Annotated in this window: 13 protein-coding genes; 7 read left to right on the plus strand and 6 right to left on the minus strand. The window is 68.1% G+C overall.

The window, feature by feature from the left end:
• Positions 1-56: 56 nt before the first annotated feature.
• On the minus strand, positions 57-1,748 hold the full coding sequence (locus tag ACJH5R_RS02045) for an FAD-dependent oxidoreductase (protein ID WP_406781188.1): 1,692 nt from the start codon (positions 1,746-1,748) through the stop codon (positions 57-59).
• Between the two features lie 15 nt (positions 1,749-1,763).
• The gene (locus ACJH5R_RS02050) at positions 1,764-2,804 is read right to left on the minus strand and encodes a diiron oxygenase (protein WP_406756176.1); all 1,041 of its coding nucleotides are present in this window, start codon (positions 2,802-2,804) and stop codon (positions 1,764-1,766) included.
• A gap of 186 nt (positions 2,805-2,990) precedes the next feature.
• Here ACJH5R_RS02050 and serC point away from each other — a divergent pair, with 186 nt between their 5' ends.
• Positions 2,991-4,109, plus strand: a complete 1,119-nt coding sequence (gene serC, locus ACJH5R_RS02055; protein WP_406781189.1) for a phosphoserine transaminase — start codon at positions 2,991-2,993, stop codon at positions 4,107-4,109.
• A gap of 138 nt (positions 4,110-4,247) precedes the next feature.
• The gene (sepH, locus tag ACJH5R_RS02060; protein WP_406756178.1) at positions 4,248-5,024 is read left to right on the plus strand and encodes a septation protein SepH; all 777 of its coding nucleotides are present in this window, start codon (positions 4,248-4,250) and stop codon (positions 5,022-5,024) included.
• Here the strand turns inward: sepH and ACJH5R_RS02065 are convergent.
• Both ACJH5R_RS02065 and ACJH5R_RS02070 read right to left on the minus strand, forming a co-directional pair.
• Positions 5,015-5,290, minus strand: a complete 276-nt coding sequence (locus ACJH5R_RS02065) for a DUF2537 domain-containing protein (RefSeq protein WP_046283597.1) — start codon at positions 5,288-5,290, stop codon at positions 5,015-5,017. The two genes, sepH and ACJH5R_RS02065, sit on opposite strands and share 10 nt — an antisense overlap.
• Entirely contained in the window at positions 5,287-6,120 is an 834-nt protein-coding gene (locus ACJH5R_RS02070; protein WP_406756179.1) for a TrmH family RNA methyltransferase, read from the minus strand. The genes ACJH5R_RS02065 and ACJH5R_RS02070 overlap by 4 nt, the downstream gene beginning before the upstream one ends.
• Positions 6,121-6,159: 39 nt before the next feature.
• Between ACJH5R_RS02070 and ACJH5R_RS02075 the strand changes: the two genes are divergently transcribed.
• From ACJH5R_RS02075 to ACJH5R_RS02085, 3 genes are read left to right on the plus strand one after another with little or no spacing between them, the layout of a single operon-like run.
• The gene (locus ACJH5R_RS02075) at positions 6,160-6,417 is read left to right on the plus strand and encodes a DUF2530 domain-containing protein (protein WP_406756180.1); all 258 of its coding nucleotides are present in this window, start codon (positions 6,160-6,162) and stop codon (positions 6,415-6,417) included.
• A 32-nt stretch (positions 6,418-6,449) separates the two neighbouring features.
• The gene (locus ACJH5R_RS02080) at positions 6,450-6,908 is read left to right on the plus strand and encodes an SRPBCC family protein (protein ID WP_406756181.1); all 459 of its coding nucleotides are present in this window, start codon (positions 6,450-6,452) and stop codon (positions 6,906-6,908) included.
• A 57-nt stretch (positions 6,909-6,965) separates the two neighbouring features.
• Entirely contained in the window at positions 6,966-7,541 is a 576-nt protein-coding gene (locus ACJH5R_RS02085) for a hypothetical protein (protein ID WP_406756182.1), read from the plus strand.
• Here the strand turns inward: ACJH5R_RS02085 and ACJH5R_RS02090 are convergent.
• Entirely contained in the window at positions 7,538-8,572 is a 1,035-nt protein-coding gene (locus tag ACJH5R_RS02090) for a DUF3027 domain-containing protein (protein ID WP_406756183.1), read from the minus strand. The two genes, ACJH5R_RS02085 and ACJH5R_RS02090, sit on opposite strands and share 4 nt — an antisense overlap.
• 224 nt (positions 8,573-8,796) lie before the next feature.
• Here ACJH5R_RS02090 and ACJH5R_RS02095 point away from each other — a divergent pair, with 224 nt between their 5' ends.
• Both ACJH5R_RS02095 and ACJH5R_RS02100 read left to right on the plus strand, forming a co-directional pair.
• Positions 8,797-10,383, plus strand: coding sequence for an MFS transporter (locus ACJH5R_RS02095; RefSeq protein ID WP_406756562.1), 1,587 nt, complete (start codon positions 8,797-8,799; stop codon positions 10,381-10,383).
• 7 nt (positions 10,384-10,390) lie between these two features.
• A complete protein-coding gene (locus ACJH5R_RS02100; protein WP_406781190.1) occupies positions 10,391-10,900 on the plus strand; it encodes a DUF2771 domain-containing protein in 510 nt (169 codons plus the stop codon).
• Positions 10,901-10,903: 3 nt separating this feature from the next.
• On the opposite strand, the gene ACJH5R_RS02105 is transcribed toward ACJH5R_RS02100, so the two are convergent.
• Positions 10,904-11,905: a glutathione S-transferase family protein gene (locus tag ACJH5R_RS02105; RefSeq protein ID WP_406781191.1), complete on the minus strand. Its 1,002-nt coding sequence runs from the start codon at positions 11,903-11,905 to the stop codon at positions 10,904-10,906.
• Positions 11,906-11,927: the final 22 nt, after the last annotated feature.

Below are 11,927 nucleotides of genomic sequence, written 5' to 3' on the forward strand. Positions count from 1 at the left end.
TCTGCGCGATTTTTCGCGCTGAGTACACGCTCGGCGGTGGCCGAAGGTTGGCTGGTTCAGCTCCGTCGCAGCGCGCCGAGCAGGTTCTGCAGTAGCGGCATATCCGAGTGGTCCTTGACCTCGTCGAGCATGTCCGGAACCCGGGTGAATTTCACCCGCGGCCGGTCTTGCGCTCGGCCACGGGCGATCTCGGCTTTGTCGATGGCCTTCCAGCCGGCGGCGTCGATGACGTCGGGCTGGTGGGCATGGACCATCCGGGCGACCGCGCGCGGTCCGGCGATCGGCTCAGTCAGCAGGTCTGCGTTGTAGTCGGCGGCCAGCGTCTGAATCGTCTTGAGCGAGTCGGACTTGTTGGAGCCGATGAAACCGTTGGTACCGCGCTTGATCCAGCCCGACACATACGCTCCCGGAACTCGTTCGCCGGTCGCCGGGTCGATCACGCGGCCGCCCTCGTTCGGGACGACGCCGGCAGCGTCGTCGAACGGCAGGTCCGCGATCGGCGTTCCGTGGTAACCGATCGACGACAGCACCAGTCCGGCGTCGATGCGGCGCACCTGATCGGTCCCGGTGACAGTGAACTCCACTGCGCCACAGCGGTCCTCACCGAGGACTCGGGCCGGGGTCAACTCGTAGGCGAATCGAATCCGGGGCCAGGTGATCGGTGCCGAGGCATCGCCCAGCTTGGTCAGTATCTCCAGCTTCTGCCGGGTCAAGGTGTCTGCGACGGCGGCCAGGTCTTCGCGTACCCGAGCATGATCCTCGGCGTCTAGTACCACCTCGGCGGTCTGTGTCAGCCCCACCAATTCGGGCAGCGTGAACGCGGACGAAATCGGACCGCGCCGAGCGACGACCACCACTTCCTGAACCGCCGAGTCACGCAGCGCGGTCAGCGCATAGTCGGCGATGTCGGTGCGAGCCAGCCGATCCGGGTCGGCAGTGAGAACGCGCGCCACATCCAGGGCGACGTTTCCGTTGCCCACGATCACCACCCGCTCGTGACTGAGATCGACTGGCAGGTCGGCGAACTCGGGATGCCCGTTGTACCAGCCGACGATCTCGGTCGCGGTGCCCGTTCCGGGCAGACCCATGCCGTCGATCTCAAGCCGCCGGTCGTGCATCGCACCCGAGGCGTAGAGCACGGCGTGGTGGTGCTTCAGCAGGTCGGCGTGGGTCAGGTGCTTGCCCACCTCCACGTTGAGGAAGAACTGGAAACCGCGGCGCCCGGAGATCTCGTCAAACAGCCGGGTGGCCAATTTGGTGCGCTGGTGATCCGGGGCGACGCCGGCCCGCACCAACCCGTAAGGGGTAGGCAGCTTCTCGAACATATTCACCAGCACGCCCTGCTGGGTCAGCAGTTCATCGGCCGCGTACATGGCCGCGGGCCCGGAGCCGACGATGGCCACGGTCAGCGGGTACTTGCCTCGCTGATGCAGCTCGGCGGCCGGCAGGATGGGAGCCAGCTTGGAGGTCGGCGGCAGCTTTACCCCGGCAGGCCGTTCCGGGTAGAACGACCTGTTGATCTCCATGAACGGCAACTGTTCGGTCATCACCTTGGTGTGCGGGACGATCGCGTCGACCGGGCAGGCCCGCACGCAGGCTCCGCAGTCCACACACGCATCGGGATCGATGTAGAGCATCTCCGACGTGGCGAAACCGGGCTCGTCCGGCGTGGGGTGAATGCAGTTCACCGGGCAGGCGAACACACACGACGCGTCGTTACAACACGCCTGGGTAATTACGTGCGGCATAACCTGAGGGCGGCGCTATGCGACCGAAGCGGCAACGGGCGTGAGGTGCGCACGCTGCGGCTGGCTGCGGAACCGGGACGGCGCGCCGTGGATCCGGCAGATCCGCCAGACCAACTTGGCAACCGGGTTCATCAAACCGGTGTCGTGGCAGAGCATCCGGACGTCGCCGAACATGTCCTGCAACATCTGCCGGGCTTCCGCCGACCGGAAGAAGATGTCCTTGCGGACCTCGCGCGGAATGTCGAACTCGGTCCAGAACGCCTTGGGCGGCACGACGATCGCCGAGCACAGGATCCGCATCACGATCGGAACGTACAGCGACAGCCAGAACCGCTTGCGACGCGGTAGGTGCGGAATGCGCTTGTGCAGGTACTCGTGCGCGAACGAGATATGCCGCGCCTCCTCGGCCACGTGAATGGCCATCACCCGCTCCATGATCGGGTGCAGCGTCTTGCCCTCACGCAGGATCGCCTTCTGAATGTGGTCGATGGGCTCCTCGCCGGCGAGGATGCCGAACCAGAACGGGATCGGCAGCGGTCCGGCGACCAGCGGGATGAACGGCTGCACCCACTTGAGCAACCGCGGCATACCGGGCACGTCGGCGCCGATGTGGTTCACCATCTCCTGGAACATCATGGTGTGGTTGCACTCTTCGACCGCCTCGTGCAGGCAGTAGCGGTACTCGGGTGAACCGTTGGGCACCCAGAACGCGTACTCCATCAGGCCACGGATCAGGATGGACTCGAAGTGCAGCCCGACCTTGGCCACGTTCGCCTGGCGCCACATGCCGATCTTGATCTGAACGTCTTGAGGCTGGGCCTGGTACCACCAGTGCCGACCGATCGGGTCGGTGCCCGGCAGGATCCAGCGCGGGTCATTCTCGGTGACCTTGAACTCGGGGGTGTCCCAGTCGATGTCGGTGTACGGATTGAAGTTCCGGCGCACCGATCCTTCCGACAAGGTGTTGAGGATCTCGACGTAGTTCGCGTCGTCGGTCACTTCCATGTTGGCTCGCCACCGGCGCACGATTCGGGTTCGAGCGGCTTTCTGAGCCATCGGAGACACCTCCACCAGTCGTTTACATTTACTAGGCTTATGTACAACGGTACCGCAGGTACCGGGTACCCGTCCAGACCTTGGATCAACACTGTGGGCGTGACGGGTGTCGAGTAACTCGGGTGATCCACATCACAATAAACCTGCCCTGCGGACGCCCGCCTGCCGCTGTCTACGCTAGAGGCCATGGCTGAGCAGCTCACGATCCCGGACACCATCAAGCCCGCTGACGGACGGTTCGGCTGCGGGCCGTCGAAGGTCCGCCCTGAGCAGTTGAACGCGCTGGTCACCACGGCGGCGCCACTGTTCGGCACCTCCCACCGTCAGGCGCCGGTCAAGGACTTGGTGGGCCGCGTCCGCTCCGGACTGCGCGAACTGTTCTCGGTGCCCGACGGCTACGAGGTGGTCCTGGGCAACGGCGGGTCCACGGCCTTCTGGGACGCCGCGGCGTTCGGACTGGTCGACAAGCGGTCCCTGCACCTGACCTACGGCGAGTTCAGTGCGAAGTTCGCCTCGGCGGTGGCCAAGAACCCCTTCGTCGGCGACCCGATCGTCATCAAGGCCGACGCCGGCAGCGCCCCCGAGCCCCAGTCCGACCCGTCGGTCGACGTGATCGCCTGGGCACACAACGAGACCTCGACCGGAGTGGCAGTGCCGGTGCGCCGGCCCAGCGGTTCCGGGGACGCCCTGGTCGTGATCGACGCGACCTCGGGTGCCGGCGGCCTGCCGGTCGACATCACCGAGGTCGACGCCTACTACTTCGCGCCACAGAAGAACTTCGCCTCCGACGGCGGACTGTGGCTGTCCATCATGAGCCCGGCCGCGCTGGCCCGCATCGAGGCCATCGCCGCGTCCGGCCGGTGGGTGCCGGAGTTCCTGTCCCTGCCGATCGCGGTGGACAACAGCACCAAGAACCAGACCTACAACACCCCGGCGATCGCCACCCTGGCGCTGCTGGCCGAGCAGCTGGACTGGATGCTGGGCAACGGCGGGCTGGACTGGGCGGTCAAGCGCACCGCGGACTCCTCGCAGCGGCTGTACTCGTGGGCCGAGGAGCGGCCGTTCACCACGCCGTTCGTCGCCGACCCGGCGTTGCGGTCGCAGGTGGTGGGCACCATCGACTTCGTCGACGACGTGGACGCGGCGGCGGTGGCCAAGGTGCTTCGGGCCAACGGCATCGTCGACACCGAGCCCTACCGCAAGCTGGGCCGCAACCAGCTGCGGGTGGCGATGTTCCCGGCCGTGGAGCCCGACGACGTGAGCGCCCTGACCCAGTGCGTGGACTGGGTGGTCGAGCGCCTCTGAGCTCGGTGCGCAGCAGCGCTGCGAACCACGCCCCGACCACTCCGTAATCGGATCGTTATAACGCCCGCGTGTCACGACAGGCGGGGCCGTTCACTGGACTAGAGTCCGCACGTAACCGGGCGTTCGCAAGGAGAAGTCATGCGGGAACTGAGGGCCATCGGCCTCGACGTCGACGGCAAACACATCATCTGCGAAAGCGCCGGCGACGGCGAAGACCACACCGAGATGTTCCGGGTGCGTATCGACGACCGGCTGCGCGGCGCGGTCCGCGGCGAGGGCCACCGCGTGGGTCAGAACCCGGCCGACGCGGGCAGCAGCATGCTCCGACCCAAGGACATCCAGGCGCGGATCCGCGCCGGGGCATCGGTCGAACAGGTGGCCGCCGCCGCTGGTGTGGACGTCGCCCGGGTGGAGCGCTTCGCCCACCCGGTGCTGCTGGAGCGGTCCCGGGCCGCGGAGCTCGCGACCGCCGCCCACCCGGTGCTGTCCGACGGCCCGGCCGTACCGACCCTGCTGGAGGTCGTCACCTCCGCACTTGTGTCGCGCGGCTTGAGCTCCGACAGCAGCAGCTGGGACGCCTGGCGCAACGACGACGGACGATGGACGGTGCAGCTGGCCTGGAAGGCCGGACGTTCGGACAACGTCGCCCACTTCTGGTTCACTCCGGGCGCGCACGGCGGGACGGTGACCGCTGTCGACGATGCTGCCATGGAGTTGATCGACCCCGGCTTCGGCCGTCCGCTGCGGCCGGTTGCCGCGGTGGCCGAGTTGGACTTCGAGGCTCCGTCCGCCCCCGCAGTCATCGAAGAGGAGCCGGTGCAGCAGCGCCCGGGGACCCGCGCCCGCCGCAGCAAGCCGGAAGTCCCGGGGTGGGAAGACGTCCTGCTCGGGGTGCGCTCGACCGGTCAGCGCTGAGCAGCCAGCGCCAACAGCACCAGCCACGCGCCCGCCACGCCGATTCCGGCGCCCAATGCCAACCATCGCAGCACCGGGGTGCGTCGCCAGCCCCACACCGTGGGCGCCAGCCCGCCCACCGCAATCAGATTGAGCGCCACCGCCAGTGCCGGGTGGACGCGCAGCAGCCCCAAGCTCAACACCGTGATCGCGGTCCCGGTCACCGCCGCGACGAACCCCGCCACGGTCAAACCCGTCCCCCACGGCGTACTGGGGGTGGACGTCATTCCGGCAGCCTAATGCGCTCGTAGAACGCCAGTGCGGCCGCGGTGGCGACGTTGAGCGAGTCGGTTCCCCGCGACATCGGGATGCGGACCCGCATGTCGCTGGCGCGCATCGCCCGCTCCGACAGGCCCGGCCCCTCCGCACCGACAAGCACCGCCACCGGCTCGTCGCGCACCTTCGCCATCGCACTCGACAACAGCTCGGCCCGCGGATCCGGCGTCATCGCCAGCAGCCGGAAACCCTGCCCGCGCAGCATCGCCAGATCCCCGGGCCAGTCCGCCGAGCGGGCGAACGGCACCAGCAGGGCGTGCCCCATCGAGACCCGCACCGAGCGCCGGTAGAGCGGGTCGGCGCAGCCACTGCCGAAGACCACCGCGTCCACGCCCAAACCGGCACCGTTGCGAAAGATCGAACCCAGGTTCTCGTGGTCGTTGACGCCCTCGAGCACCGCGATCGTCCGGGCCCCGGCGACCAGGTCTGCCACCGACGGCTCCGGCACTCGCGAGGCGGCGGCCAGCACACCCCGGTTGAGGTGAAAGCCCACCGCTTCGGCCATCACCTCGGCGGACACCCGGTAGTACGGGACGTCCGGGGCACCGGGTTCGGTCAGGTCGGACGTCAACTCGGTCAGCCGGCGATCGGTGCCCAGCAGCGCCCGCGGGGTGAACCGCGATGCCAGCATCCGCTGCACCACCAGCACCCCTTCGGCGATCACCAGCCCCTTGCCGGTGGGCAGGTCCGGGCGACGGTCGATGCTGTTCAGATCGCGGAAATCATCCAGCCGGGAATCGCGGGGGTCATCGATATCGACAACATCGACGATCCTGGCCACTGCGGGGACTTTACCGGCGAGGCGCTAACGTCAACGGCGATGACCCCTCAGCACTCCCCCGAGCCGCCACCGTTGCCGACCGCCCTGCTGCGGATCTGGCCGGTGATCGGCGCCGGCGTCACGGGTTTCTGCTGCGCGACCATCGCCGCGTTCACGGTGCCCGCGCTGGAAGGATGGCGGCCGGTGAGCGTGGCGGGGCTCGGCGTCGGGATGGTGGGCACCACAATCTTTCTGGTGCAACGCGGGGCGGCACGACGCGGCGCGCGCGGTGCCCAAACCGGGCTGGAACACGAATAGAGTTACGAACCGACGATTCGAGGAGGAACGCCATGGCAGCCCCGCTGTTGACGGCACAGGTCGACATCAATGCACCGGTGGCCAAGGTCTGGGCACTGATCTCCGACTTCCGGCGGATGCCCGAGTGGAGCCCGCAGTGCCGGTGGATGAAGCCGCTCGGTGCGGTGGGCCAGGGGACCCGCACGATCAACTTCAACCGGCGCGGCTGGATGTACTGGCCCACCAGCTCCGTCATCACCGAGTACATCCCGGAGCGCAAGCTGGCCTTCCGCGTCACCGAGAACCACAGTGTGTGGACCTATGAACTCGAGCCGACCGCCACCGGTACGCGGGTCGTCGAAAGTCGGCACGTCGAAAACGGCAACACCACCAAGGTCTCGGCGTTTTTGGTGGGCAAGTTCATGGGCGGTACGCCCACCTTCGAACGCGAGCTGGTCGAGGGTATGAACGCATCGCTGGGCAAGATCAAGGCCGCCGCAGAGAACGCCTGACGCCTCTGTGGCGGCGGAGTAACGTCCCCTGAAGTGGGGAGACACTGGGAGGAATCCATGGAAACCGTGAAATCCGCAGTGCGACTGCCGAGTATCGCCGTGGCAGCGACCGCGCTGGTGGCCACCGGCCTGACCCCGGTGGTCGCGTCACCCGAAATCAGCACGCGCGCCGCGGCCGCGGTGTCGGCCGAGGTGACGCTGGCCGCCAACGCGGTCGTCGACAGCTTCGACACCCTCGCCGGGCTCGCGCCTTTCGACATGTCCAGCATTGCCGACGAGCTCAACGTCCCGGGCACAGTCGACCTGTCCGACCTCCTGCCCGGCGCGGCCGACGCGTTGGACGTTCCCGGCGCCGCCGACGCGTTCGACATCGTCGGCCTGTTCAACGCGGAAGTGGCTGCCGCCGTAGGACTGTTCAACCGGTTCATCAGCCTGCCGTTCACGTTGTTCAACGACTTCGAGAACCTGTTCACCAGCCTGATCAACCTGGACTTCGGGATGGCCTTCAGTCAGGCAGCCACCATCCCGCTGGACATCGTCAACTACGTGGTCGGTCTACCGGGCGCGGTGGTCAACACCGCTTTCAACATGCTCTTTGTGCTCCCGGGCGAGTACCTGTTCAACTTCGGTTAGGGCGTCTCCGGCTCGCCCGGCTCCCCGGATTCCCCTGGGACGTCGGCGATGTCGGCGGATGCTTCGACGACCGTCTCAGCAGCGTCAGCCTCGGCGTCGGTTCCGGTTTCGGCCGGTTCCGGCGCCGCTGCTGTCTCGGCGAGCGCTTCGACGGGAGCTTCGATCGATTCGTCTGCCGGCTCGACGGTTTCGGTCTCTTCGTCAGCCGCGTCAGCCACCGGCTCAGCCGCCGCGCTCACCTCACCAACCGGTTCGGCTGCGGGAACCGGTGCGACGTCGACGATCTCCAGCACGCCGTCGTCGTAGGGCTCGTATGCCGGGGATCCGGCGCCTGCGGGCGCCGGAGTGTCACTGTGCGCGCCGCAGCCGTACCGGTTCTCAACCACGTGTCCGTCGGCGGACATTTCGTTACCGCAGACGCCGAACACCGTGCCCAGCTCACCGGCGAGCGGCAAGTAGAAGCCGCAGTCGCGGCAGACCCGCTTGGTCGACCGCGCCATCGCCGAATCCGGACCGTGCTCGCCGTCGTGCCAGCGCTGCGCCGCATCGGCGCGGCCCACCGGGCTCATCAGCCAGCGTCGGCCCAGGCCGATCTCCCCGGCCACCTCGTCGAGCTGCGGGTCGCCGCTCGAGGTGTAACCGGGCACCAGTCGCGGATCGTCGGCGGGCGGCGCCAGCAGGTCCCCCGGGCCCAGGTCGCCGGGCCGCACTCGCTGGTCCCACGGCACCCACTCCGGAGCCAGCAGGGCCGTGGGGCCGGGCACCAACACGACCTCGCTGACCGTGGGCTCCGTGGCGCCCGGGATGGCCGCGACGACGACGGCCCACTGCCAGCCCTGATAACCGGGCAGCAGCGCACCGAACCGGTGGGTGGCGGCGGTCGGGTCCTCATAGTCGACCCCCAGGTGCTCACCGACGGTGTCGGCGCCGCTGAACTCGGCGACGGCCGAGCGAGCCTGCTCGACGGCCGCGGCCAGCACCGTGGGTACGGCGATGGTCGCAGTGGCTGATTCTGCGCTGGGTCCGGTCACGCGGGTCCCTTCCGTTCAATGACGCCCCTCATACTGCCGCAGCGTGGCTCCATCAGCCACATGCAGGCACGACCACGGCCTGCGCGGTCGCGCGGCGGACATAGGGAAGAATCGCGGATGTGTCTGCACGGCGTCGTGAACCCTCCGAACCGGGCCGGCGCCGCCGTCCGCCCCCGGCCCCCGGCCGCGGTGCGCGCAACGGCTCGGCCGGCCAGCACCCCGGCATGGCCAACTACCCCAGCAACAGCACCGGTGACCAGCGGCAGCGCAAGCCCATGCCGAGCTCCAATCGGTACCTGCCACCGCTGCGCGAACACACCGACACGCCTCGCCGTCCCGAGCCTTCGGGCGGTTCGGGTGCCGGCGACCGCGTCACGGTAACCCGAGCCGCCGCTGCCCGAAGCCGCGAAATGGGCTCGCGGATGTATGGGCTGGTGCAACGGGCCGCCACCGCCGACGGCGCCGACAAATCCGGACTGACCGCACTGACCTGGCCGGTGGTGGCGAACTTCGCGGTGGACGCGGCGATGGCCGTCGCGTTGGCCAACACCTTGTTCTTCGCGGCGGCCGCCGGGGAGAGCAAGGGCCGGGTGGCGCTGTACCTGCTGGTGACAATCGCGCCGTTCGCAGTGGTCGCGCCGCTGATCGGTCCCGCCCTGGACCGCGTCCAGCACGGCCGGCGCGCAGCGTTGGCCATGTCATTCGCGCTGCGTACCGCCTTGGCCCTGGTGCTGATCGCCAACTACGACGGCGTCGCGGGCACCTTCGGCTCCTGGGTGCTCTACCCGTGCGCGTTGGCGATGATGGCACTGTCGAAATCGTTCACGGTGTTGCGCAGCGCCGTGACGCCCCGCGTGATGCCACCGTCGATCGATCTGGTTCGGGTCAATTCCCGGCTGACGATGTTCGGCCTGCTCGGCGGAACGATCGTGGGCGGCGGCGTCGCCGCAGCGGCCGAGTACACCTTCACCCGACTGTTGCAGCTGCCGGGCGCCTTGTTGGTGCTGGTGGCGGCCTCGGTGGCCGGGGCGGTCCTGTCGATGCGGATCCCGCGATGGGTGGAAGTGACCACCGGCGAGATCCCGACCACCTTGAGCTACCGCTTCGACGAACGGCCCCGAAGCTGGCCCGAACAGGTCCGGCGGGCCGGCGGCGCGTTGAGCCAACCACTGCGGCAGCCGCTGGGCCGCAACATCATCGCCGCGCTGTGGGGCAATTGCACCATCAAGGCGATGGTCGGGTTCTTGTTCTTGTACCCGGCGTTCGTGGCCAAACAGCACGACGCCGGCGGGTGGGTGCAGCTCGGCATTCTCGGGTTGATCGGAGCTGCCGCAGGCGCAGGAAACTTCGCCGGCAACTTCACCAGCGCCAGACTGCAACTGGGCCGCCCCGCGGTGCTGGTGGTGCGCTGCACCATGGCGGTGACCGCTGTCGCGCTGGCGGCAGCGGTGGCCGGCACCCTGGTGATGGCGGCGGTCGCCGCGCTGGTGACCTCGGGAGCCAGTGCGATCTCGAAAGCGTCGCTGGACGCCGCACTGCAGGACGACCTGCCCGAAGAGTCCCGGGCATCGGCGTTCGGCCGCACCGAATCCACCCTGCAACTGGCCTGGGTGTTGGGTGGCGCGCTGGGGGTGCTGGTATACACCGACCTGTGGGTGGGCTTCACCGCGATCACCGCTCTGCTGATCCCGGGTCTGGCCCAGACCATCCTGTCGTTCCACGGCGACTCGTTGATTCCCGGCCTGGGGGGCAACCGGCCGGTGCTGATCGAGCAGGACGGTGCCCGCCTCGATCCGGCAAGACAGGGGTGATGTACAGGTGAAACGCTCGACGGCCGTGCTGGTGGCGGTGCTGACGGTGGTGACCGCGGCGCTCGCCGGATTCGGCACCTGGTGGTTCACCCGGACCGAAGAGCCGCTGCCGCCGCAGATCAGCGCGTACTCCATCGGGCACCTCACCCGCACCGGGCCGTACCTGTACTGCAGCGTGCTCAATCTCGATGAGTGCCTGCTGACCGAATCGCGAGGCACGTTGACGGTCGACTCACGTCATCCCGTGCAGCTGTCGGTGGACGAGAGCATCGGTCGAGCGCCGTGGCAGCTACTGCGGCTGTACGACGACCCGGCCGACTCCACCGGAAGGGTGTACCCGCCGGGCAGCACCCTGGCCGTCACCGTCCCCACCGTGGATGCGCAGCGCGGTCCGCTGCGCGGGTTGGTGGTGCAGCTGCTCACCCTGGTCGTCGATTCCAGCACCGGCGAGCAGTTCGCGGTACCGCACGCCGAGTGGGCGGTGGGTATGCGCTGGAATCATCACGCGCTGGGTTGACGGCTAGGCGCCGTGGCCGGCCGGCACCCGCTCGTCGGAAGCAACCGGGCCCGGCGGAGTTCCGTCACCGAACGGCCTGCCGCCCAGCGCTTCACGTCCATGCGGTGACAGCCAATTGGCCAGGTCCGGGCCGTCGGGAACGATCCGCGACGGATTGATGTCGGCGTGCACGATGTAGTAGTGCTGCTTGATCTGGACGAAGTCGGTGGTGTCGCCGAAGCCGGGCGTCTGGAACAGATCCCGGGCGTAGGCCCACAGCACCGGCATCTCGGACAGCTTCTGCCGGTTGCATTTGAAATGTCCGTGATAGACCGGGTCGAAGCGGGCCAGCGTGGTGAACAGTCGGACATCGGCCTCGGTAATGGTGTCCCCCACCAGGTATCGCTGATCGGCAAGACGCTCGCTGACCCAATCCAGCGCGGTGAAGAGCCGGTCGTAGGCGGCGTCGTAGGCCTCCTGGGTGCCAGCGAAACCGCACCGGTAGACCCCGTTGTTGATCTCGGTGTAGATCCGCCGGGCCACCTCGTCGATCTCGTCGCGCAGCGGTTCGGGATACAGCTGCGGAGCCCCGTCGCGATGGTAGGCCGTCCACTCGGTGGAGAAGTCCAGAGTCATCTGGGCAAAGTCGTTGGTCACCACCGCACCGGTGGGCACGTCGACCATCGCCGGAACGGTGATGCCCTTGGGATACTCCGGTATGCGCTTGAAGTAGGCGTCCTGCAGCCGTGGGATCTGCAGCACCGGGTCGACGCCGCCGGGGTCCAAGTCGAAGGTCCAGCTGCGCTGATCGTGGGTGGGGCCGCAAAACCCTATGGAGATAACCTTTTCCAGCCCGAGTAGCCGCCGCACGATGATGGTGCGATTGGCCCACGGGCAGGCCCGTGCGACGACCAGCCGGTAGCGGCCCGGTTCGACCGGATAACCATCACGGCCATCGGCGGTGATCCGGGTGGAGATGTAGTTGGTGTCGCGCTTGAAGTCGCCGCCGGCGAGGTAGCTGGCCATGACTACCAGAGTGCCACGACTC

Source organism: Mycobacterium sp. SMC-19 (genome assembly GCF_045310815.1).
Classification (GTDB): Bacteria; Actinomycetota; Actinomycetes; order Mycobacteriales; family Mycobacteriaceae; genus Mycobacterium.

Excerpts from the sequence above, each read along its gene's own strand:
- ACJH5R_RS02045 (WP_406781188.1), bottom strand. The coding sequence starts at position 1,748 with ATGCCGCACGTAATTACCCAGGCGTGTTGTAACGACGCGTCGTGTGTG.
- ACJH5R_RS02080 (WP_406756181.1), top strand. The coding sequence starts at position 6,450 with ATGGCAGCCCCGCTGTTGACGGCACAGGTCGACATCAATGCACCGGTG.
- ACJH5R_RS02105 (WP_406781191.1), bottom strand. The coding sequence starts at position 11,905 with ATGGCCAGCTACCTCGCCGGCGGCGACTTCAAGCGCGACACCAACTAC.
- ACJH5R_RS02085 (WP_406756182.1), top strand. The coding sequence starts at position 6,966 with ATGGAAACCGTGAAATCCGCAGTGCGACTGCCGAGTATCGCCGTGGCA.
- ACJH5R_RS02065 (WP_046283597.1), bottom strand. The coding sequence starts at position 5,290 with ATGACGTCCACCCCCAGTACGCCGTGGGGGACGGGTTTGACCGTGGCG.
- ACJH5R_RS02075 (WP_406756180.1), top strand. The coding sequence starts at position 6,160 with ATGACCCCTCAGCACTCCCCCGAGCCGCCACCGTTGCCGACCGCCCTG.
- serC (WP_406781189.1), top strand. The coding sequence starts at position 2,991 with ATGGCTGAGCAGCTCACGATCCCGGACACCATCAAGCCCGCTGACGGA.
- sepH (WP_406756178.1), top strand. The coding sequence starts at position 4,248 with ATGCGGGAACTGAGGGCCATCGGCCTCGACGTCGACGGCAAACACATC.
- ACJH5R_RS02095 (WP_406756562.1), top strand. The coding sequence starts at position 8,797 with ATGGCCAACTACCCCAGCAACAGCACCGGTGACCAGCGGCAGCGCAAG.
- ACJH5R_RS02050 (WP_406756176.1), bottom strand. The coding sequence starts at position 2,804 with ATGGCTCAGAAAGCCGCTCGAACCCGAATCGTGCGCCGGTGGCGAGCC.